The sequence below is a fragment of the Bacteroides sp. M10 genome, assembly GCF_014334015.1.
In the GTDB taxonomy this organism is placed as follows: Bacteria; Bacteroidota; Bacteroidia; order Bacteroidales; family Bacteroidaceae; genus Bacteroides; species Bacteroides intestinigallinarum.
The window spans coordinates 4,198,497-4,221,618 of sequence record NZ_CP060488.1; the positions used below are offsets into that span (position 1 = coordinate 4,198,497).

General features: G+C 39.2%; 18 protein-coding genes. 14 read left to right on the top strand and 4 right to left on the bottom strand.

Features of this window, described 5'->3' with window-relative positions:
- Positions 1-53: 53 nt before the first annotated feature.
- Complete coding sequence (locus tag H8796_RS14965; RefSeq protein ID WP_117937503.1) at positions 54-1,979, bottom strand: NAD(+) synthase; 1,926 nt, start codon at positions 1,977-1,979, stop codon at positions 54-56.
- A gap of 650 nt (positions 1,980-2,629) precedes the next feature.
- Between H8796_RS14965 and H8796_RS14970 the strand changes: the two genes are divergently transcribed.
- The 12 genes from H8796_RS14970 (at position 2,630) to H8796_RS15025 (ending at position 19,363) form a co-directional block, all read left to right on the top strand.
- Positions 2,630-5,575: a TonB-dependent receptor gene (locus tag H8796_RS14970; RefSeq protein WP_117937501.1), complete on the top strand. Its 2,946-nt coding sequence runs from the start codon at positions 2,630-2,632 to the stop codon at positions 5,573-5,575.
- Between the two features lie 18 nt (positions 5,576-5,593).
- Complete coding sequence (locus tag H8796_RS14975; protein WP_117937499.1) at positions 5,594-7,123, top strand: RagB/SusD family nutrient uptake outer membrane protein; 1,530 nt, start codon at positions 5,594-5,596, stop codon at positions 7,121-7,123.
- Positions 7,124-7,144: 21 nt separating this feature from the next.
- Positions 7,145-8,056: a DUF4984 domain-containing protein gene (locus tag H8796_RS14980; protein WP_117937497.1), complete on the top strand. Its 912-nt coding sequence runs from the start codon at positions 7,145-7,147 to the stop codon at positions 8,054-8,056.
- Positions 8,057-8,073: 17 nt separating this feature from the next.
- Complete coding sequence (locus H8796_RS14985) at positions 8,074-9,633, top strand: DUF5003 domain-containing protein (RefSeq protein WP_117937495.1); 1,560 nt, start codon at positions 8,074-8,076, stop codon at positions 9,631-9,633.
- Between the two features lie 11 nt (positions 9,634-9,644).
- Positions 9,645-12,335 (top strand): DUF4458 domain-containing protein, encoded by a 2,691-nt coding sequence (locus H8796_RS14990; RefSeq protein ID WP_187343821.1) that lies wholly within the window; start codon positions 9,645-9,647, stop codon positions 12,333-12,335.
- Between the two features lie 21 nt (positions 12,336-12,356).
- Entirely contained in the window at positions 12,357-14,060 is a 1,704-nt protein-coding gene (locus H8796_RS14995) for a BACON domain-containing protein (RefSeq protein WP_117937491.1), read from the top strand.
- 3 nt (positions 14,061-14,063) lie between these two features.
- Complete coding sequence (locus tag H8796_RS15000; protein WP_117937489.1) at positions 14,064-16,118, top strand: S8 family serine peptidase; 2,055 nt, start codon at positions 14,064-14,066, stop codon at positions 16,116-16,118.
- Between the two features lie 18 nt (positions 16,119-16,136).
- Positions 16,137-16,949 (top strand): DUF1573 domain-containing protein, encoded by an 813-nt coding sequence (locus tag H8796_RS15005; protein WP_117937487.1) that lies wholly within the window; start codon positions 16,137-16,139, stop codon positions 16,947-16,949.
- Between the two features lie 37 nt (positions 16,950-16,986).
- Positions 16,987-17,466, top strand: coding sequence for a lipocalin family protein (locus tag H8796_RS15010; protein WP_117937486.1), 480 nt, complete (start codon positions 16,987-16,989; stop codon positions 17,464-17,466).
- A gap of 155 nt (positions 17,467-17,621) precedes the next feature.
- On the top strand, positions 17,622-18,050 hold the full coding sequence (locus tag H8796_RS15015; RefSeq protein WP_117937484.1) for a Fur family transcriptional regulator: 429 nt from the start codon (positions 17,622-17,624) through the stop codon (positions 18,048-18,050).
- 22 nt (positions 18,051-18,072) lie between these two features.
- Positions 18,073-18,633, top strand: coding sequence for an NADH peroxidase (locus H8796_RS15020; RefSeq protein WP_004297333.1), 561 nt, complete (start codon positions 18,073-18,075; stop codon positions 18,631-18,633).
- A gap of 94 nt (positions 18,634-18,727) precedes the next feature.
- Positions 18,728-19,363, top strand: a complete 636-nt coding sequence (locus tag H8796_RS15025) for a SagB/ThcOx family dehydrogenase (RefSeq protein ID WP_187343822.1) — start codon at positions 18,728-18,730, stop codon at positions 19,361-19,363.
- A 109-nt stretch (positions 19,364-19,472) separates the two neighbouring features.
- Here the strand turns inward: H8796_RS15025 and H8796_RS15030 are convergent, their stop codons facing one another.
- From H8796_RS15030 to H8796_RS15040, 3 genes are all read right to left on the bottom strand, one after another.
- Positions 19,473-19,937: a thioredoxin domain-containing protein gene (locus tag H8796_RS15030; RefSeq protein ID WP_117937480.1), complete on the bottom strand. Its 465-nt coding sequence runs from the start codon at positions 19,935-19,937 to the stop codon at positions 19,473-19,475.
- A gap of 17 nt (positions 19,938-19,954) precedes the next feature.
- The gene (gene trxA / locus H8796_RS15035) at positions 19,955-20,254 is read right to left on the bottom strand and encodes a thioredoxin (RefSeq protein ID WP_004306008.1); all 300 of its coding nucleotides are present in this window, start codon (positions 20,252-20,254) and stop codon (positions 19,955-19,957) included.
- A 130-nt stretch (positions 20,255-20,384) separates the two neighbouring features.
- On the bottom strand, positions 20,385-21,563 hold the full coding sequence (locus tag H8796_RS15040) for an IS4 family transposase (RefSeq protein ID WP_117938164.1): 1,179 nt from the start codon (positions 21,561-21,563) through the stop codon (positions 20,385-20,387).
- Between the two features lie 205 nt (positions 21,564-21,768).
- On the opposite strand from H8796_RS15040, the gene H8796_RS15045 reads away from it, so the two are divergent.
- Complete coding sequence (locus H8796_RS15045; protein ID WP_117937920.1) at positions 21,769-22,896, top strand: glycosyltransferase family protein; 1,128 nt, start codon at positions 21,769-21,771, stop codon at positions 22,894-22,896.
- Entirely contained in the window at positions 22,893-23,075 is a 183-nt protein-coding gene (locus H8796_RS15050) for a type II toxin-antitoxin system HicB family antitoxin (RefSeq protein ID WP_004297339.1), read from the top strand. The genes H8796_RS15045 and H8796_RS15050 overlap by 4 nt, the downstream gene beginning before the upstream one ends.
- Positions 23,076-23,122: the final 47 nt, after the last annotated feature.

The following is a 23,122-nucleotide window of genomic DNA, read 5'->3' on the forward strand; positions in this document are numbered from 1 at the left end:
AAGTATGCATATGAACTTTATCTTAAACAAGTTGGTCTTTCTGCTCTAAAATATTATAAATTCTCTATCTCTTTAAGCCACATGGCTGAACTGGCATCGCTCGGCATTCTCCAATCTCCTCTTGGGCTGATAGAAATACTTCCTACTTTGGGCCCATCAGGCAAGCAGGAACGTTTGAACTGTTGATTAAAGAAGCGCCGGAAGAAAGTAGAAAGCCATTTCTTGATCGTTTCATCATCATACATATCTTTGAATGCAATTTTTGCCAGATAGAATATTTTAGAAGGTCGAAAACCGAAACGCAAGAAATAATAAAGGAAGAAGTCGTGCAGCTCATACGGACCTACTAAATCTTCTGTTTTCTGTTTAATCTCCCCGTTTTCATCTGCAGGAATCAGTTCCGGACTAATGGGAGTATCCACTATATCAAGTAAAGTCGCTTTTGAATTTTCATCTATACCATTTTCTGCGACCCATTGTACCAGGTATTTCACTAGAGTTTTCGGAACACTTGCATTTACACCGTACATAGACATATGATCTCCATTGTAGGTTGCCCACCCCAAGGCAAGTTCTGATAAATCTCCTGTACCGATCACCATTCCCCAAGTCTGATTGGCTACGTCCATCAATATTTGGGTACGTTCCCGTGCCTGCGAATTCTCGTATGTGACATCGTGTACATTTATATCATGGTTTATATCTTTGAAATGCTGGATGCAGGCATCTTTTATACTGATTTCCCGAATAGAGATACCTAATGACTTCATCAGGTCGATGGCATTATGATAGGTACGGTCGGTTGTTCCGAAACCCGGCATTGTGATTCCGAGGATATCTTTCCGGGACAATCCCAACTTATCAAAAGTCTTCACGCAAACAAGCAGTGCCAGTGTTGAATCCAATCCGCCGGAGATGCCGACTACGGCCGTTTTGGTTCCGGTATGCACCAATCTTTGTGCCAGTCCGGCTATCTGAATGGAGAATACTTCTTCGCAATGCTCGTTTAGTTCTGCTCCCTGTGGTACAAAAGGATGAGAGTTGAATTTCCGGGTTAATTCCAGTTCTTTGCTATTAACAAATTCTGTTGCAATAGAAACAGCTTTCTTATCTCCTAGGTTTGCCTGATTGGCGGCGAAAGTAGTATTTATTCTACGTTCAGCCCGGATACGTTCAACATCAATCTCACTGATAACGAGTTGTTCTTTCATGCTAAAACGTTCACTACGTGCAAGAAGCGAACCATTTTCATAGATCAACCCGTTGCCGGCGAAAACGACATCGGTAGTAGACTCTCCGAAGCCACAAGAGGAGAATACATATCCGGAGATGCAGCGTGCTGATTGTTGACTGATGAGAGAGCAAAGATAATTATTCTTCCCAATGCCTTCATTATCAGCAGACATATTAAAAATAATTTCTGCTCCTTGCAGTGCCAATGAAGAACTGGGAGGTATGGTAGACCAAAGGTCTTCACATATTTCAATACCAAAAGTCGTATCTGAAGTTTCAAAAAGCAGGTTGGCACCTATGGGAACGATCTGTCCGCATAGTCGAACATTGTTTGTTGTTAACTGAAGGGCAGAGGTAAACCAGCGTTGTTCGTAGAACTCCTTGTAATTCGGCAGATATGTTTTGGCTGCAACTCCCAACACTTTTCCTTTCTGAATCACTACGGCTGCATTGATTACTGTCGAATTGACTACTACAGGCATGCCAACAATCGAAATGATATCTAGTTGACGTGTATTATTCAGGATTTGTATCAGCCCCATTTCTGCTTCTTCCAACAAAAGTTGTTGGCCGAATAGGTCGCCACAAGTGTATCCAGTGATACCCATTTCCGGAAATACAATGATTTGTACTCCTTTTCCTTCAGCTACTGCAATCAAACTTTCTATCTTTTCTACATTGAATTTACAGTCAGCTACCTTTACGTGTGGCACAGCTGCTGCCACTTTTACAAATCCGTAGTTCATCTTATACCTTAATTTATATATAATGGCTACAAAAATAGGAAATAGTTTTGAATATTTGCCGTTTCTACAGTGAATCCTCTAAAAGAGCTTGTAGGACGATGAGTGGTGGTCTTTGTTAAAAAGATAAAATGGATTATCAAAATGAAAAAAGGCTAAGCTGATTTTGAAGTGTTTTTATTGAATTCTTATGCTTAATTGATGTTATTAATTGAAAAGTACTATCAAAAAGATATAAGTGGAAATTTGGTATAAAATATGCGACGTTTTGTTTCTTTTATTTAACTATAATAATTATATTTGTAACCAAAATAAAACAATAATGAAAATATATAACACCAAAGCAGAACAAGTGATATTAGTGTTTAATTTATAACTTAAGAGAGCAGATGGTCATACTTTTAATTCACACAGCAGCAACACGAAGATTTAATTTGGATATTTGGCGTAACATAAAGAATCTTCCAAGTTAGTTTACTCCTATTGTTTATAGAAGAAAGATATTCTATCCCAAATCGGTAAGAAAAAACTGAAAACTGATTTTTGGGAAAGGGGGGTGTATTGTTATTTCATACGTGAGGTAAGCGTATTCCTTATTGCAGATAATCAATAAAAATAAATCAATTTCATTAATTTTAATTCAAGTATCAAAGATGAGAAAATCTATTCTCTTGTTTGTACTCTTTACTCTGACAAATATCCCCCTGTTGCTTTTTGCACAGGGTGGATATCAGGTAACGGGACATATTATTTCGGCAGAAGATAATCAGCCGATGATTGGTGTGTCTGTTCTGGAGAAAGGTACATCAAATGGAGTAATTACCGATATAAATGGTAATTACAGTATTAAGGTGACGAAATCTCCTGCCACTTTGCAGTTTTCTTACATCGGGATGAAAACAATAGAGAAGCAGGTGGCTGGCTCTACTCGTATTGATTTGAAGATGGAGACAAATGCGCAACAAATGGACGAGGTAGTGGTAGTGGCGTATGGTGTACGTAAAAAAGGGACAATTGCCGGTTCTGTATCAACTGTGAAGGCTGAAAAAATGGAAAATGTTCCTGCGGCTAGTTTTGATCAGGCGTTACAAGGACAGGCACCGGGGTTGATGGTGATGTCGGCATCTGGAGAACCTAGTGTAGCGGCTTCCTTTCAGATTAGGGGAGTCAATTCATTGAGTTCAGGAACTTCACCTCTATTTATTCTTGATGGAGTACCTGTTTCCAGTGCTGATTTTAATACGCTTAATCCGAGTGATATTGAATCGATTTCTGTATTGAAAGACGCCTCATCCACTTCTATTTATGGAGCACGTGCCGCAAACGGTGTAGTGGTGATAACAACTAAACGTGGTCTTGCCATAGACAAGGCTAAAGTTACATTCCGTACTCAGCTAGGTATCTCTCAACTGGCTCAGGATAAATGGAATCAGATGAATACGGAAGAACGTATCTTGTTTGAAAAAGAAATAGGGTTGGATAAAGGAAAAGACTATGATATTCTTCGCAAAACTGATATCAATTGGCTTGATGTGGTATTCAATGATAAAGCTATGTTACAGAATTATGAGGTATCGGTGAATCGTGCTACCGACCGTTTAAATTATTATGTATCGGGTAACTTTTTTGATCAGGATGGGATTGCGCAAGGCTCTGGATTCAGACGATATAATATGCGCGCAAATGCGGATGTAAAAGCTAGCAACTGGCTTAAGGTTGGGACTACTTCCACAGTGTCTTATGAAGATATAGAACAGGCGCAGGCCGGAGAATATACATCAGTGACTCCTATTTCTGCTTCACACTTTATGATGCCTTATTGGAATCCTTATAAAGAGGATGGAACCACAGCTTCAACCAAAGATGGAAGTTGGACAGGTACCAACCAAAACCCACTTGATTGGATGCAGAATAATCCTGTTAATTATAAAAAGTATAAAGTCTTGTCAACATTATATGTCGAATTGAATCCAATCAAAGGATTGACCATAAAGTCACAGTTTGCAGCAGACTATGCGCATATGACGGCATTTAGACAATCTTTTCCAAGTTTTTCCACGAATAATGGTTCTGGTAATGCAGGGCGTAGTTCTACTGACAGGCTTAGTCTGACAATTACTAATACTGCTAATTACCAGTTTACGTTGAAAGAAAATCATTCTTTCAATTTCTTGTTAGGACAGGAGGGAGTGGATGCGCAGTCAGAAGGATTCTCCATCACCATGAGAGGACAGAACAATGATCTTCTGACGAATATATCTAATGGTACACTGGCTGCTTCATGGTCGGACACTACTGCCGGAACTGTCTACTCATATTCTTATCTTTCTTTTTTCGGGAGAGGGGAGTATAATTATGCAGGTCGTTATTATGCTGATTTTTCACTTCGTGCCGATGCTTCATCTCGTTTTGGTAAAGATAACAGATGGGGAACTTTCTGGTCTGTTGGACTGATGTGGGACATCCAGAAAGAGAAATTTATGAAAAAATATGACTGGCTGACCATGATGCAGATTGCTTTCAGCACAGGTACTTCCGGTAACTCTGAAATTGGTTATTATGATTCCCAATCTTTGGTGAAAGGTGGCATAGATTATTTGGGTGAGTCGGGGATCTATCCCTCTCAAAATGGTAATCCTGATTTGAGTTGGGAACAGACATGGGCTACTAATCTGGCTTTACATTTAGGATTCTGGAACCGACTGAATTTGGATGTTGAACTGTATAATAAAAAAACGACGAATATGTTGATGTCGGTGCCGCAATCTTATGCAGTGAATGGTTCCGGATCTCGTTGGGATAATATTGGATCAATGGTCAATCGGGGAATAGAACTCTCGGTAAATGCTGATGTTGTGCGTGTGAAAGATTTTACATGGAATGTTAGCGCCAATGCTTCGTATAATAAGAATAAAATAACCGAACTTTATAACGGAGTGGATGAATATGAGATTGCAAGTACAAATCTTAAATATGTGGTTGGACATTCTGCTACAGAATTCTATATTAATCGTTATGCAGGAGTAAATCCAGCCAATGGTGATGCGTTATGGTATACGAAGAATGGTGAAATCACCACGGAATTCAGGGATTCGGATAAAGTGATGACAGGCAAAAGTTTCATCGCACCTTGGCAAGGTGGATTTGGAACTACATTAACATGGAAAGGAATCTCATTGGCGGCACAGTTCAGCTGGGTGGCTGATCGCTGGGTGTTTAATAATGATCGTTTTCTGGACGAGAGCAACGGACTTTTTGAAACATACAATCAATCTAAACGATTGCTTTACGACCGTTGGAAGAAACCGGGTGATATAACGGACATTCCCCGTTATGGCGTTACACCACAGATGGACTCCCGTTTCATAGAGGATGCTTCGTTTATAAGATTGAAGAATCTTATGTTGAGCTATAGCTTTCCGCAGTCATTACTCAAAAAAACTAATTTCCTGACAAATTTACGCATTTATGCACAAGGACAGAATTTGTTGACATTCAGTAAGTTTACCGGACTTGACCCGGAGGGTGTAGCTAATATGTATCAAGCACAATATCCATCTACCCGTCAATTCACATTTGGTTTGGAAGTTTCATTCTAAAATACAATAAAGAGAAAAATGAAGAATAAAATAAAGATATATTTATTGTTGATTGCTTTTGGGATTAGCTCCGCATCATGTCTGGATAAATATCCTGAAGATGCAATTCAGGCGGATAAAGCTATCAATACGGTGGATGATGCCAATCAGGCTATAATCGGCATCTATGCGGCTTTTAAAGACGCTTCGCTTTATAGTGGTTGCCTGACTTTATTGCCTGACTTGCAATCGGACTTGTCTTATGCCGTGACTGGCTATTCCAACCAATATGGTGATATTTGGCGTTGGAATATATTGGCAACTAATAGTGACATAGAATCTGTATACGGAGGACTGTATGCTGTAATAAACCGCTGTAATTTTTTATTAGATTATATTCCGCATATTCAACAGGCTGTGACAGACGATGATGCGTTGGATAAGTTGGACATGATTCATGGAGAGGCTCTTTTTGCCCGAGCACTGTGTTATTCCGAACTAATCAAGCTTTTTTGTAAATCCTATGAAGGTAATACGGAAGCGGAGAATGAATTAGGCGTAGTATTGACATCTAAATATAACACGACTGATAATATCCAGCGTGCTTCTCTGAAAGATTCCTATCAGTTTGTACTGAGTGATCTTGATTTGGCCGCCACTTACCTGAAGATAGATGAAGATAATGTTACAAAGAACGATCTTTATAATACTGCTTATTTTAATGAATATACTGTATATGCTTTACGTGCTCGTATAGCTCTTTATATGAAGGATTATGAAGAAGCTATTAAATATTCAAGTAAAGTGATAGAAAGTGGTTACTATGTACTTTCGAGTGCCAATACACAATATGGAAATACTGGCCAAAGTTATTATCAATATATGTGGACGAATGATAGTGCTACGGAAATTATTTTGAAAGTAGGATTTACGCCAACGTCGTATGGAGCTGCTTTAGGAACGATTTTCTTTAACTATGATTATTCTACGGTACGTCCTGATTATGTACCTGCAAAGTGGGCGTTGGATTTATATGAATCGTCCGACCTTCGTTATTCGATTTTCTTTCAAACGTATCTTACCGGATATCCACATGCTTTGCAATGGCCGTTACTTCAAAAATATTGGGGAAATACAACTTTTTTGGAAAGTTATAATATCAGGCATACTTCCATGCCGAAAGTACTTCGTTTGTCCGAACAATATTTGATTCGAGCAGAAGCATATTGTCAGAAAGAAAATCCGGATTATGGAAGTGCAGGTAAAGATATAACTACATTGCGTATGGCTCGCTATGCTATATATGGTAGTGGTACTACTCTTTCAAAAAATAATGCTATGGACGTTATTGAAAAAGAACGGGTAAAGGAGCTTTATATGGAAGGCTTTCGTCTTCAGGATCTGAAACGCTGGCATAAAGGATTCGAGCGGAAACCGCAAAGTGAATCACTTACTAATGGAAGTAGCCTGAAAGTGGAGAAAGACGATCCGCTTTTCGTATGGCCTATTCCACAAAATGAATTGGATGCGCCGGGAGCAGATATCCAACCGAATGAAAGCAATAAATAATAGTTTTAAAAACCTATAAGCATGAAAAAGATTTTTATTGGATTATCGGCTATTTTCATTCTTGTACTCGGATTGGCAAGCTGTGATTCCGAATATGTAAAATATAGTGGTCCTGATTATATCATGTTTTCTGATACACTGTCCGTACTTCCTGTACAAAACAATGAGGAGTATTTTGACATAACTGTATCAGCTACTGAAGCCTGTGACTATGACCGTACCTTGGGAGTGGAAATTATCGACAAAAAGAGTAACGCTGTGGAAGGTGAGCATTATGCGCTCGAAGCAAATACGGTGACAATTAAGGCTGGAGAGTATTTGGCTAATGTACGTGTGCGTGGTATTTATGATAATATATCCGTAGCAGATTCATTGGGCTTTGTGCTCCATCTGGTTACCGGAAAAGAATCCCAATGGGATATTTACGGCATTGAAACAAAAGTTGTTTTACAAAAGGTATGTCCGTTTGATATAAACTTGTTTAGTGGCTATGCTGTAATAATTTCTACCTATTTCAACTCATACATGAAGAATGTAAGTCAACGCTTGATCCGTACCGAAGTGGATACAAAAGAAGAAAATACCATTATTTTAAAGGACTACTTCTATAAGGGATATGATCTTAAAGTGAAGTTTACTACCGACGACTTGCTTAATCCATTGATTGAGATGGAAGATCAACGTTTTGCGTATACTCCAGATGCTTTCAATACAATTTACGGAGACGGCTATATCTGGGCTTACCAGGCCGGGGCTTATCTTTCTTATTATAGCAGTTGCGAAAAATTTATTTTCCAGTATATGACGTTGCACGTTCCGGGTATGCCGGCAGGAAAAGATGAGGTCGGTACCTATGTCAATGCTGTCAGATGGATCAGTGATGATGAGGCTCAAAAGCTGATAGAAGAGGGAGTTAATAATTCATTAAAATAATAATAAAAAGCAAGGATATGAAAAAGATTAAACAACAAACACCATTTACGCTTATGCGGAAGTTTGGCTTAAATGGTTTCTTAGCCATTCTGGTTATGGCATTTGGTATGAGTGCCTGCTCGGATGATGATAATGATGATGCCGGCTCGGCTTTCCCGGAAAAACAAACCCTCAATTGTAAGGATGGTGATACGGCAGAATTTACTTTTCAAGTCAACACGAACTGGCAATTGACTTCTTCAGCTACTTGGTGTCGTTTTGTTACAGATGAAGTGGAGGATTATTCATTGTCGGGAATTGCAGGAAAACAGACTGTTAAGCTCAAAATAACTGATGAGGCGTTAGAGTTTGATGCACCAACCACTGCCCAACTTATTATGATGATTGGAGCGGATAAAGCGATTGTTGCTGATGTAGTACGTAGCAGTAAAAATCGTAGCCTGAAAATATACGATATGGAGGGAAATGAGATCGAAAAAATAGAGGTTGGCTATGATGAATACCTACCTTTTGTAGTACAAGCGAATTTCCGTTTTGCCGCAACTAACAGGCCGGAATGGTTGGATATTGAAGGAAATGCTATTGTAGGTTCTATTAATAAAAAGGTGACCGGAAATGTTAAAATAATAAGTGATCCTCAATATGCGAAATATATGCAGAACGGTGAGCTTACTTTCACTGACGAAGAAGGAATTGAATCTTATACATTCCCTCTGGTATATAAAGGAATGAATCCTAACGTGATTGAGGTCATTAATTCTAATCCTTGGAATTGGGAAGTATCATTGGATGGTAAAACCTTTACTCAGACAAGTAATTCAGGAGCAAGTGCTACTACGGCTACCTCTACATATAGAAACTTTGTTCCGTTTACTATTCAGGCATTTGATGATGATTTTGAGCCGGTTTATATTGAGAAAAGGTCAGAATATGGAATGACACAGATGCTTATTTCCGGAGAAGACGATGTTGATTGGATGCATCTGACAGGTGAAAAAGGAAATATGCGACTGAAAATTGATGAAGCTTCCGAAGAGAGGGAAGGCTTTGTGTTAGTGATTCCTCGTGCTTTATACAACGAGATTAAAGATGACTTATGGGGAAACCTGATTGAGAGGGATATCGAGACAGGGGAGCTGGATATAAAATTTTCTTATCAACAAGGTAATTTGGTAATGAATGTTGTTCAGAAACAAAAGAAACAGGTAGATGAACAAGCGTTTAAGGTTACATATTATGATGGAAACTGGGTGTCCCAAGAAGTAGATTGTACAAAAGTCACCGACCCGGATATAATAGAGCAATATTCTGGCGTTAATGATATTTACACGATGGAATGGCCTTCTGCTAATTCATTCACAGTTGACCCGATGGAAGGAAATTTTGAGACGGACTGGCTATTTAAAGTGATGCGTGGTGATAAGGACATTACTGCTGAAGGGATCGCAGAAGGATCAGATACTATAAGTACTCTTTTTCTTGAAGATCCTTCGACTATGACAGAGGCACTGCACTTTCTTATTATGAAAGATGATGAGATAAAGAAGGTACTTATTATTACTCCAAATCATAATTAATCATTGAATAGATGAATAAGAAAATATATTCCATATTTTCCTTTGTCACCCTTATCGCCAGCTTATTGGCGATGGTCATGGTGACAGGATGTTCCGATGATGATGAACAATTACAATCCACTTATGGATACGTGCAGTTCAAGTTGTTGAAGGGCGCATCTTTTGAAAAAGGTACAACTTCACGTGCAACAACCGACAAACTGGAAATGTTGAGCGAAGCGCAGAAAGTGAAGGTTGTTATGCAATACAATGGTTCAACTATTACTCAAACTCTACTTTTGAACTCATACAATATGGAAAATGCAGAGTTTGGATTGCGTAGTGATAAGTTGAAGTTATTGGCAGGAAACTATACTGTCATTGGTTTTTATTTGTATAATAAACTGGATCAGGTGTTGTATGCAGGTCCCAGTGGCAATGACAATGTATTTACTATTGTTTCAGACGGATTGCATACGCAACCCTTGAAGATAGATGCAGTAGCGCGAGGTATGGTAACATTCAAACTGGTCAAAGAGTTTGTCAAGACCCGTGCAGCAGAGGATAAAGATTATCCGTTTGACAATATTGTGACGATAGATATTGTTGTAAAGAACATGTTTACACAGGAGCTGGAAACAATCAATAAGGTTCGCGTCAAATATGTACAAGATTTCACCGATAGTCCTGCCGATGGGTATACTGACAGGAATCAGGAAACCTCTTATGCGGAGTGTGATACGGTGGTCTGGCTTAAGGCCGGTACTTATCAAATTAGCAGCTATACTACCTATTCGGATAAAGATAGAAAATATGTACTCGAAACGGCTGCAGTGAAAACGGTTAAGTCATTTGTCGTTAAAGATAATGAGAAGACTGAAACTGCAGAAGTGCCTGTCCGTCTTTCCGAAACTGCAGAATATATTAAAGACTATCAAGCATTGAAAGCTATCTGGGAAAAGATGGGAGGTAAAAACTGGAAATATGATGGGGAAGCTGCTCCTATAGGAAGTAACTGGAATTTTAATAAAGATATCGACTTGTGGGGGCAACAGCCGGGTGTGCAATTGTTGGAAGACGGTCGTGTAGCTTTACTGTCTCTTGCCGGGTTTGGTATTACGGGTGATGTTCCCGATGAAATAGGACAACTTACCGAGTTGCGAACTTTGTCATTCGGCACACATGATGAAAAATACGGAGGACATCTGTTTGATAACTATTCTGTCAACATGACCGAAGAGCAGCGCAAAGCTATAAGAATGGATTATGATTCTAAATTTTTAGCTAAAGACGTTCGGGAAGGATTATCGGAAATTCTGAAAAAGGGAATTAACGGCAATCCGAAGATGAAACCGATTAAAAGTGCCCGGATATCTTTGAAAGATGTGCAGGCAGGGGTTATGACTAATAATCTGACTGGTATATCCAAAGCTGTGATGAGATTGACAAAACTGGAAGAGCTTTTCGTAGGGAATTGTCCCATTCAAAGTGAACATTTCTTTGTAGATGTGAAGGAAGATTCTCCTTATTATGAGGAACAAAATGAATGGAAATGGGAGGATATGACTGCACTGACCGATATTGAAATTTATAACTGCCCCAAACTGACTAGCTTGCCGACAGATATGCTGGGTAATTTGTCCGAAGTGGTTTCGCTTAATATTGCTTGTAACCAAGGTATTTCCGGACCTCAACTTAAATCGGATTGGGAAGCAATCATTGACGGAAAATCTGCGGATAAAATCCAGCTTTTATATATGGGATTCAACAATCTGGAGGAGTTTCCTGAACATGAATATCTAAGAAAGATGATCAAATTAGGGTTGTTGGATTGTACTCATAATAAAATCCATACGTTACATCCTTTTGGCAAGGAAATTCAATTAGTAAAATTTTATTTGGATAATAACCAGATTGAGGATATTCCGTATATCGTAGATGAAAGCTCTAAAATCAATTATTTCTTCGGTTGGAATGATTTGGAAACTTTTAGTTGCACATACAATCTGTTAACCAAAGTTCCGAATATTTTCAATGCAAAATCTGATTATGTTACGGGTGATATTGATTTCTCATATAATCAGATTGACGGATTTCAGGATGGCGATGAGCATCGAGGCATTAATTCCGGTTCTGTGAATTTAGGTAACAATCGTTTAGAGACGTTTCCTACTCTCTTATTTAAGACAGAATCCCCTATACAGACATTGATTCTTGCAGGAAATGGAATGAAAACTATTCCGAAGGGAGCATTATCAGGAAAAACGGCACAGAGGTTTCTTACCAGTCTGGACCTGACTCATAATAAACTGTCAGCACTGACAGATGATTTTTATGTGGTCAATATGCCTGTTTTGTATGGATTGGATCTCAGTTATAATTGTTTTTCTAAATTCCCCACTCAACCGCTATCAATAAATTACCTGGTTGTATTCGGTATAAGTAATCAACGCGACGCTGATGGAAACAGAATATTGCGTGAATGGCCAACAGGGCTTTACAAAAACCCAAGTTTAAAGGCTTTCTATATAGGTTCAAATGATTTACGCAAAATAGAAGATGTGATCTCACCTGCTATTTCGTTGTTCGAAATTAAGGATAACCCGAATATTTCAATTGATATAAGCACTGTGTGCCCGTATATCCAAGCTGGACAGTATCAATTGATTTATGATAAGACGCAGGATATTCGTGGTTGCGATGCGTTGGATTTGGATAAATAAACAAATAGAAGAAAGATATCAATGAAATATTTAATAAGAATAACATTAGGTTTACTCATTTACATGGTTGCCGTGGCATCCTGTAAAGATGATGACGATAGTGGTATTGCTGGTTTCGCAATAGATAAGGAAGATATAATGATAGGTGCCGACGGCGGCACAGATGTAGTGAATGTTTCTTCGGGCGGTGAATGGGCGGCAAGTTCCACAGAACCATGGGTCAATATCTCTCCTGCCAATGGTAGCGGCGTAACCGAGTGTACGGTTGTCATCGATTCTACTTTAATCAATGGAATTCGTACGGCAGAAGTTCGGTTTACTCCCCGTGGACAAGCTCCGTGCGTCATGACAGTGCATCAGACTGGATATGGTAAAATGATCTATATTGAAAAACCGGATATTGAAATAGAGTCTTCCGCCAAATATGAAGAGCGTCATTTTGAAGCTACTGTGACGACAAACGTGGCTTTTAAAATGGAAGTGGAATATACCGATCCGGAAAACAAGGATTGGATTATTTTACCTAATAAGACTTTTGTTGATTTGGATAGAGGCTCTCGTCCGCGTACCACTAAAATCCATATTGACTGGACTATGAATCCGGACTTTGATGTTCGTGTAGCGAAAATAAATTTCATACCTCAGAGGCCGGAAGATGAATTGGAGCATCCGGCAGTGCTTGCCGTTACCCAAAAAGCTGCTCCAAAGATTGAGGATAACCGTTCGGGTGATTCGTTGACATTGCTTACTATCAAAGAACGTATGGAGGCTAGTAACAATTGGGATCCAAGTGAAAATATGAGAAACTGGCCAGATGTCGTGTTGTGGGAAGAGGGAGATAAAGGGATTCCCGATAAACGTGCTATTGGACGTATACGTTCTGTTTCCTTCACAATGTTTGATACCAAAGAGTCAATTCCGCAGGAAGTTCACTATTTGACTTTCGTTGAGACTCTAAATTTCTTTAGTAATACTAATACGGCAACTAAAAATATCATTTTGGAAAATGATGTATGCAGTTTGAAGTATTTGAAAAATTTGAAAATTAGTGCTTATGGATTGACTGGAATAACAGAGGATCTTGTTAAATTAGGTGATCAATTGGAGACTTTGGATATTAGTAGTAATAATTTTGCTTCTATACCTTCTGTTCTGACAAAAGAGAACTTCAAGAAGCTAAAATCATTGGATCTTAGGACTAATCGAAGAATGACACTCAACGATCTTAGGCTGGCGGATAATAAGGTTCAATATCCTGATGGTATCGGGCTGTTTTTCAATACAAAGGTGGATAATTCACTCCGAAGATTGTTATTATGGGATACGTTGGAAGAATTACGTCTCTCCTATAATTATATGGAAGGTGAATTACCTGATTTTGAGATTGGAAAAGAGGGTGTGACTGGTTATACGCAAGAGGATGTTAATGCCTTTGGTGGTGACACGATTCAATATTTGGTAACAGAACGTCCTGATATACCTAAGATACTTCCTAAAGCGAGAATGTTGTCTTTGAACCTGAACTTTTTTACTGGAAATCTGCCTGATTGGATATTATATCATCCGCATTTGGTAGAATGGAGTCCTGGAGTCTTAATTTTTAATCAGGAAGCAGGTGTAGATACAGAAGGAAAGAAAGCAAGGTTTGATAACGAACCGACTACTTTAGAGTATTATTATAAAGCCTTCCCTAAATTCAGGGACAAATATGAATTCAAAGAATAAAATATGAAAAAAATATATATATGCATATTGATGTTCTCCTTGTTGGTAGGAGCTTGCAGTGATAGTGATTTGGCTGATGAATCTCCGGTAACTCCTGATATTCCCGGTACAATGATACCAGACGGAGCTGCTGACGGTGAATTATTAATTAAGTTCGTCCCGGAAATGAGCGAAATACTTGATCGGACATTTCAGACACGTGCGATAGGTGGTTTAACACGGTCCGGTATTCCGTCAACTGACGAGGTGCTTTCTATTTTGGGGGCATATGAATTTGAACGCGTCTTTCCGTTGGATACACGTACCGAAGAACAGACTCGTGCGGCAGGGATGCACCTTTGGTACCTTGTGCGCTTCGATAAAGATACAGACCTGAAAGAAGCGATGGGGAGACTTTCTAAACTGGGTGAAATTTCTAAGCTCCAGTGCAATCCGACTATTCAACGAGCTTATGATTCCAAAAAGAAACCGGTAGTATTAAGCGAAACTGCTCTGTATAAGAAGAACACTCGTGCCATTGCGGATAACAAGTTTCCGTTCAATGATGAGTTATTGTCACATCAATGGGGGTATATCAATCAGGGAAATTATACATTTGCTACGGAAGATGCTCCTGCTATTGTAGGTGCTGATGTCAATTGTGCGGAAGCATGGAAGCTGTGCACTGGTGATCCTGAAATCATTGTTGCTGTGTTGGACGAAGGTGTCATGTGGAATCATCCTGATTTGGAGAATAATATGTGGGTGAATGAATGTGAAGAGTTGGGTTCCGATAAAGATGCTGATAGCAATGGATACAAAGGAGACAGGTATGGCTATAATTTTGTGAAAAATACCGGAATTATTTCTTGGCATTCTGCTGATGATAGCGGACACGGTACGCATGTAGCTGGTACAATCGCTGCTGTTAATAATAACCACATAGGAGTGAGCAGTATTGCTGGAGGAAATGGTGCTAAACGGGGCGTGCGGATTATGACTTGCCAAGTTTTTGAAGGCAATGAAGGAGTAACAATGGCAGCTGAAGCAAAAGCGATAAAGTATGCTGCCGATAATGGTGCTGTCATACTTCAATGTAGTTGGGGATACAATTCGGCTTACGCCAGTCCTATGCTATATATACCGGGTCCGGCTAGTGACAAAGAATGGGAAGAACTTTATCCGCTTGAAAAAGATGCTTTGGATTATTTCATTCATAATGCCGGTTCTCCCAATGGAGTGATTGAAGGTGGATTAGCTATTTTTGCTTCTGGCAATGAATATTCAGCTATGTCTTCTTATCCGGGAGCTTATGAAGGTTGTATTTCGGTTGGTTCACTTGCAGCCGATTATACTCCGTCATCCTTTACTAACTATGGAACGGAAGTAGATTTCTGTGCTCCCGGTGGTGACAGTGATTACTATGGTGTCTGTGGTGAAAATCAAAATAACGAAGATGTTTCTATTGATCAAGGAATGATTCTTTCAACGCTAGTGGTTAATGCCCAACCTGCATATGGTTATAATGAAGGGACTTCTATGGCATGCCCGCATGTATCTGGTGTAGCAGCGTTAGGATTATCGTATGCAGTACAGCAGCGTAGGCATTTTAAGGCACAGGAATTTCTTAATTTGATGAAATCGACAGCCAGAGAAGTTGATAGTTATTATAAGGGTGATAAAGTATATAATTATCTGCATACTTCTATGGGGTGGACGACTACTAAAATGCCCCTTTCTTCTTATCGTGGAAAAATGGGTAAATTGATTGATGCTGGCGCGCTGTTAAATGCTATTGCAGGAAGCGGATCAGATATGAAGGTACCTAATTTGTATGTAGGTGTCGATAAAAATGTAGTAATAGATTTTGCACGTTATTTCCAAAACGGGGAAGCACTGACTTATGAGTGTACAGTAAATGATACGTCAAAAGCTCAAGCTGTATTGCAAGGTACTCGTTTGACTGTGAAAGGTTTGGTTACAGGTATAACAACTGCTGTTGTAAAGACTAGCGATGGAAAAACACAGACCTTTACCATTACTGTGCGTAATAATGCGAATGATACCGGATGGATGTAGTAACTTTTTGTCAGACTCATGAAGAATAAACAACGCATATATTATCTGTTTTACTTAATGGTGGCTTTATTCCCTGTAAATTATCTTACTACTGTACAAGGGCAAGGCTTCCATTATGCGGCGGACTCATTAGTTAATCCTCTGCTGTTGAAAGAAGGAGGGTTGGTACTGTGTTTCGATTCCTTGAATATGCATATGGGTAAGCTTTATGATAACGATGCCCCCCGTACATACACATTTAGATATTGTAATGTGAGCAGTAGGGATGTATGGATTACCAAGATATCCACTTCATGTGGATGTACAACAGCCAGTTTTGCTTCGGAGGTTATAGCTCCAGGAGCGGAAGGTACGGTAGCATTAGTGTATAATTCTAAGAATCGTATAGGCACAGTAGAAACTCATGCATTTGTGTATACGACTGTCTCAACGAAGTATCCCGTAGCACGTCTTACATTGACAGGGGAAGTTGTTTGTTCTGATAAATGGGATTATCTTCCTTATGGTATGGGCGTTTTGCGGATAAAACGTAAGCAAGTTGTTTTTTCTGAAGTTACGTCTTCCATTCGACCGTCGGAGCGCATCTTGTGTGCTAATACTGGTGAGAAGTTTTTAAAACTTTCTGCACAGATGCTTCCGCCGTACGCTAGATTTCACTCCGAACCGGATGTCATACCACCGGGACAGGAAGGGGACTTGGTTATAACAGTGGATGGAAGTAAGCTCCCTGAAAAGACTAAAGACAAGTTGCAGTTTACCTTTATTATAGAAGGTCTAGATGCATCATTATCCGATCGGTTGGTTAATGTGATTATCAACCGTATTCAATAATAATTTTGACTTTAAATAATGTATAAAAAACTATAGTATGAGAATTCTTTTCAGAATAATGACATTGTCTATATTGCTGTTTAGCTTTATAGCTTGTGAAGATGAGGAAGAGGCGAAAGAGAAATCTTTAGAGGTAACACCTGTTAATTTAAATGGTACATGGCAATTGGCAGAGTGGAACGGACAGCCGCTAACGGAGGGAACTTATTGTTATATCACTTTTGCCCGCAAAGACAAAACTTTTAAGATGTATCAAAAGTTCGACAGTATGTATGCCCGATATCTAACAGGATCATTTGATATAGAAAAAGATGATTATCTGGGATATATTATCAACGGGAAATACGATTATAGTTTGGGAGGACGTTGGAACAATTCATATATTGTTACGGAACTTTTGCCTTCGGGTTCTATGATTTGGACTGTGAAGGGTGACGTAGAAGACATATCCAAATACATTCGATGTAATGAAGTTCCTTCCGCTGTTAGGAAAGAAGTACAAATAGATGAAAATTAGATAGTTTCAATTTATATGAAAAGTTTGGATATAAGATTAAAACCGAATATTCAAACTTTTTTTATGTGATTTATTTGATAATTCCAAATAACTCGTTATCTTTGCATTAGATTTATAATTGTAATGAATACAACTTTGAAAAGAAGGAAGAGATAATGAAACCATATGAACGATTATTAGAACATAACATCAAGCCATCCATGCAGCGTATCGCTATCATGGAATATCTGATGGACAATCCGATTCATCCATCGGCTGATGATATCTATACTGCATTGTCTCCTTCAATGCCGACACTTTCAAAGACTACGGTTTATAATACTCTGAAATTGTTTTCGGAGCAAGGAGCGGCTTTGATGCTTACGATTGATGAGAAGAATACGAACTTTGATGCTGACACTTCTGTACACTCTCATTTTTTATGCAGGCGTTGTGGACATATTTATGATCTGAAATGTCCGGAAGCTATAAAAAAAGTGGAGAATATAGATATGGATGGTCATCAAGTATCGGAAGTTCATTATTATTATAAAGGTATTTGCAAGAATTGCTTAAGTAAAGATAAAGAAACACGTATTGACTAATTAATTTAAAATTGAGAAGAAAATGAAAAAATTTAGATGTACTGTATGCGGTTACGTTCATGAAGGTGACGCAGCTCCTGAAAAATGTCCTTTGTGTAAAGCTCCTGCCAGCAAATTCGTAGAAGTGGTTGAGGTAGAAGGTGGCGCATTGTCTTTTGCTGACGAACACGTTATTGGTGTGGCAAAAGGTTGTGACGAAGAAATGATTAAGGACCTGAACAATCACTTCATGGGAGAATGTACTGAAGTTGGTATGTATTTGGCTATGAGCCGTCAGGCAGACCGTGAAGGCTATCCTGAAGTAGCTGAAGCTTTCAAACGTTATGCTTGGGAAGAAGCTGAACATGCTGCTAAGTTTGCAGAATTGTTGGGCGACTGCGTATGGGATACTAAAACGAACCTGCAGAAACGTAAAGATGCTGAACAAGGTGCATGCGAAGATAAAAAACGTATCGCAACTCGTGCTAAAGCTCTGAATCTGGATGCTATCCATGACACTGTACACGAAATGTGCAAAGACGAAGCTCGTCACGGTAAAGGTTTTGAAGGATTGTACAACCGTTATTTCGGTGATAAGAAATAATTAAGCCTAATAAACTCTTAAAAGGTCTGTATTCTGCAATGAGTACAGACCTTTTTTATTTATATTTGCCTATCAACTTTTAAATACCACAATTATGAGAAAAGTACAACTATTGTTAGTTTGTTTAATGCTTTCGGTGGCTGCTTTTGCTGCTGATAAAGTGATTAAATTGCCGAAGCCTAATTTAAACCGTACCGGTACGGTGATGAAGGCATTGTCTGAACGACATTCAACTCGCGAGTATGCTTCTAAATCATTGAGTCTGTCGGATCTGTCTGATTTGTTATGGGCTGCTAATGGGATAAACCGTAAGGAATCCGGAATGAGAACAGCTCCGTCGGCGTTGAATAAGCAGGATGTGGATGTATATGTAGTATTACCTGAAGGAAGTTATCTGTATGATGCTAAAAATCATCAGTTGACTCTGGTTGCTGAAGGAGATCATCGTGGAGCAGTAGCCGGTGGACAGGCATTTGTGAAAACAGCTCCGGTGTCTTTGGTGTTAATCAGTGATCTTTCCAGGTTTGGAGATGCGAAGAGTGCACGCAGCCAGTTGATGGGTGCTATGGATTCCGGCATCGTTTCTCAAAATATTTCAATATTCTGTTCCGCTGCTAACATGGCAACAGTGCCACGCGCTTCGATGGACAATGAACAATTGAAGAAAGTTTTGAAATTGAAAGATAGCCAAATGCCAATGATGAATCATCCTGTGGGATACTTCAAATAAGGATTGGCAAGATATACAAAAGAGTGACGGTATCCCGTAAGGATACCGTCACTCTTTTCTTGTTATAGCGTTACTATCCCGACCGGATAGCGTCACTATATTTTCTTCTTTACTTTAAGAGAAATTCATCAATCGCTTTTTTGTAAGTTGCTTTGTCAGCAGCTCCACGGAAAAGCTGTGGATCTCCTTTCATGGGAATGAATACAAACAATGGAATACTTGTTGCATTAAATAAAGCAGCCAGTTCTTTTTGTTTATCTACATTGACTTTGTAGATGACAATTTTTCCGGCATATTCCTTTGCCAATTCTTTCATGATAGGAGCTGTCTGGCGACATGGTCCGCACCAATCTGCATATAGGTCGATGATGGCGGGCTTATTACCTTTATAATTCCACTCCTTTGATTTCTCATAATCGAAGACGTCTTTCAGAAACATTTCTTTGTTCATTACGACGACTTCACTGTTACCTGTTACTTCTTTTTTACCTTGATTAGTTTCCCTACTGTCGTTGAATGCGTATACAATCACGCTTATCATGACGAGGGCTACCATTACTAATACTTTCTTCATTCGTTATTATTATCTTTTTATGTATAATGCTTTTCGATAACCCCTTGCAGTTCGCTACTATGGATTACGCCGGAATGTCTCCAGACAGCCTCTCCATTCTTAAACAGTATAAAGGTCGGTACAGCTTGTATGCGATATTTAGTAGCCAGGTCTTCATGCTGGTCAACGTCTATCTTTGCAATACGTGCTTTATCTCCCACAATAAGTTTTAGTTCTTCTAAAACCGGTTTCATAGCTTTGCAAGGTCCGCACCATTCTGCAAAGAAATCAACTAAAACGGGCACTGGTGACTGTATTAAATCTTCAAATTTTTCCATAATCTTTTCTTTCTTAGAGTTAAAAAGCAGTCTTTGAAAACCGCAAATAAATTTTCTATTTTATTATATAACGAGAAAAGACTATTTTTTGTTCATGAAATACTACTGGTGCGATAAAATCGCACGGGTTTTAAATATCCTCAAATAAGGAGAGTTCTTTGACATTTTGGTTTGAAATGATTGATACGTCTTGTTTGACTACCAGAGTGCATAACTCTGTTTTCTCCAAAGCAGATATTCGTATGAGGGTCGCCACTTCTGTGATAGAATAAGGACTGTTATACTCAGTCTTGATTCGTGCAACAATCAGATAGGATATGATGGCAACCCAAAGATGGACTTTGACAGCATTTTCGGAATACCCCCAAAGAGTCTTGACGACAATGTTCTGCTTAATCCATTTGAAGAATACTTCAATATCCCATCTATGGCGGTAAATGTTTGTTATCTCCAATGCGCTGACTTCAAAGTTATTGGATATAAAATCTACAATGGTGTCATTGACAGGGTCATAAACACGAACGAACCTCATATCCTCAGGATATAGTTTACTCGATTTATAACCAGTCACTCTGATACGTGCATCTTCGATGATGCCTGACTCTGCATCCGGGGTTTCCATCTGCTCAATAGTCTTGAACTTCATGTTCTCCTTGGGGCGAGAAACCCAGAACGATTGAGCTTGATGAAACCTGAAGAGCGCCTCAAAATCAACATAAGCCTTGTCCATGACATAAAAAGCATACGGTTCAGGAATGAGTACATCCAGTTCGTTACTGTCATGCCATTTGCCATCGGTTATATGGATATTGGTAGGGATGCTACCCCGCAAATCAAGCAGTGTGTGCATCTTGACAGCCCCTTTGCTGTATTTGCCTAAAGCCCAAGCGGCAAGTTTTATGCTGGTGGATATAGTCGTGGAGTCTAATGCATAGATTACATTGTCTATGGTTATTTCGGATAGCTTCATCTTTGAGTACATGGGTCTTACTATTTCCATGAGGCAGATGCCAAGACCTTCAAATATACGATAATCCCGCTTCTCGTTAGCTCGCGACAACGATGTGTGGTTTACTGTCTTACGAAAACCGAGATGATAAAGTATCTTGGAGTGGACTTCCAGGCATAAGCAGATGTCTCGAAGGGAGTCACAGCCTGTCAACTGCCCGAAAAGCAGATAAAGTAGGTGATTGTAACTGTTGAGACTCTTGACGTGCCAGTCTCCTTTATATTGGCGCACAAGTTTATCGAATTGGTAGCGCGGTATAAACTCGATAATTTGGGAGAACACATATTTACCCTGATTCATAATCTTGATGACTTGGAACAACAAGACTAATAAATCATTTTCAAATCAAAAAATCAATGAACGCTTGTATTTGATTAAATATTAATATTTTAATAACGATGGTGAGATTTTTATCGCACCACTACTATTCATGAAATAGTAATCAGGGAGTCATCATCTTGTAATGTGAAAGAGGGAACTTTGCGTATCTAAAAATAATGGAACTATGAAATTCTTATTTATTGTTCAAGGTGAGGGAAGAGGGCATTTTACACAAGCTATCACCCTCGAAGAAATGTTATTGCGCAATGGGCATGAAGTAGTGGAAGTCTTGGTCGGGAAAAGTTCGACACGTACTTTGCCGGGATTTTTCAATCGGAGTATTCATGCACCGGTGAAGCGATTTATTAGTCCGAACTTTCTGCCTACGGCAGATAATAAACGGGCGAACCTGACGAAAAGCTTTGCATACAATTTATTAAGATTACCGGAGTATCTTCGTAGCATGTATTATATAAATCAGCGGATCAGGGAGACAGGGGCGGAAGTTGTCATCAACTTCTACGAACTTTTAACCGGACTTACCTATGCACTCTTCCGTCCCTCCGTTCCGTATATTTGTGTTGGACATCAGTATCTGTTTTTACATCGTGATTTCGAGTTTCCGGATAAAAATTCGTGCCAGTTATGGATGCTGCGTTTCTTTACCCGGATGACCGCTCTAAGATCTTCGAAGAAACTGGCTTTGTCTTTCCTGGAAATGGAACGGGATGACGTGACTCAAATAGTGACCGTTCCTCCGTTGATTCGTCCGGAAGTGACGGCTATCTGTCCAGAAGAGGGTGATTATATTCATGGATATATGGTTAATTCCGGGTTTGCCGATAGCGTGGAGAACTTTCATGCAAAGCATCCGGAAGTCCCTTTAACTTTTTTCTGGGATAGATCGGATGCTGAAGAGGTGACACAGGTCGACGAAACATTGAGTTTCCATCAAATAGATGATGTGAAGTTTCTTAATGCTATGGCGGGTTGCAAGGCTTATGCCAGTACAGCGGGTTTCGAGTCTATTTGCGAAGCAATGTATCTTGGAAAACCTGTATTAATGGTTCCGGCACATATTGAACAAGACTGCAATGCCTATGATGCAATGAAAGCGGGGGCAGGAATAATCAGTGATTCCTTTGATTTGCAACCGTTGCTTCGTTTTGCAGGAGAATATACTCCGAACCGTCATTTCGTTTATTGGGTTCGCAGCTGTGAACGTCGGATGATCCGTGAACTGGAGAAACTGGCAGCTTCACATTCAGAAATAACTTCAATACCAACATTCACTAATTATTTACCAATATGAAACTAAACAGAACGGATTATGTGCTTGAACGCGCATCAGATGGTGGCTATTATGCCTGGTTGACTGTAAATATGCAATGTAATGCTTATGGGGAATCTCCTGAAGAAGCAGTTCAGAATTTACAGAATATAATGAATGAGATGATTGACGAGATGTATATGGTAGAAGAGTTTATATAAATTGAGAATTGAGAATTAAAAATTGAGAAATAAAAGTCATGCCACTG

Coding starts and splice junctions, on each gene's coding strand:
- H8796_RS14965 (WP_117937503.1), bottom strand. CDS start 1,979: ATGAACTACGGATTTGTAAAAGTGGCAGCAGCTGTGCCACACGTAAAG.
- H8796_RS14970 (WP_117937501.1), top strand. CDS start 2,630: ATGAGAAAATCTATTCTCTTGTTTGTACTCTTTACTCTGACAAATATC.
- H8796_RS14975 (WP_117937499.1), top strand. CDS start 5,594: ATGAAGAATAAAATAAAGATATATTTATTGTTGATTGCTTTTGGGATT.
- H8796_RS14980 (WP_117937497.1), top strand. CDS start 7,145: ATGAAAAAGATTTTTATTGGATTATCGGCTATTTTCATTCTTGTACTC.
- H8796_RS14985 (WP_117937495.1), top strand. CDS start 8,074: ATGAAAAAGATTAAACAACAAACACCATTTACGCTTATGCGGAAGTTT.
- H8796_RS14990 (WP_187343821.1), top strand. CDS start 9,645: ATGAATAAGAAAATATATTCCATATTTTCCTTTGTCACCCTTATCGCC.
- H8796_RS14995 (WP_117937491.1), top strand. CDS start 12,357: ATGAAATATTTAATAAGAATAACATTAGGTTTACTCATTTACATGGTT.
- H8796_RS15000 (WP_117937489.1), top strand. CDS start 14,064: ATGAAAAAAATATATATATGCATATTGATGTTCTCCTTGTTGGTAGGA.
- H8796_RS15005 (WP_117937487.1), top strand. CDS start 16,137: ATGAAGAATAAACAACGCATATATTATCTGTTTTACTTAATGGTGGCT.
- H8796_RS15010 (WP_117937486.1), top strand. CDS start 16,987: ATGAGAATTCTTTTCAGAATAATGACATTGTCTATATTGCTGTTTAGC.
- H8796_RS15015 (WP_117937484.1), top strand. CDS start 17,622: ATGAAACCATATGAACGATTATTAGAACATAACATCAAGCCATCCATG.
- H8796_RS15020 (WP_004297333.1), top strand. CDS start 18,073: ATGAAAAAATTTAGATGTACTGTATGCGGTTACGTTCATGAAGGTGAC.
- H8796_RS15025 (WP_187343822.1), top strand. CDS start 18,728: ATGAGAAAAGTACAACTATTGTTAGTTTGTTTAATGCTTTCGGTGGCT.
- H8796_RS15030 (WP_117937480.1), bottom strand. CDS start 19,937: ATGAAGAAAGTATTAGTAATGGTAGCCCTCGTCATGATAAGCGTGATT.
- trxA (WP_004306008.1), bottom strand. CDS start 20,254: ATGGAAAAATTTGAAGATTTAATACAGTCACCAGTGCCCGTTTTAGTT.
- H8796_RS15040 (WP_117938164.1), bottom strand. CDS start 21,563: ATGAATCAGGGTAAATATGTGTTCTCCCAAATTATCGAGTTTATACCG.
- H8796_RS15045 (WP_117937920.1), top strand. CDS start 21,769: ATGAAATTCTTATTTATTGTTCAAGGTGAGGGAAGAGGGCATTTTACA.
- H8796_RS15050 (WP_004297339.1), top strand. CDS start 22,893: ATGAAACTAAACAGAACGGATTATGTGCTTGAACGCGCATCAGATGGT.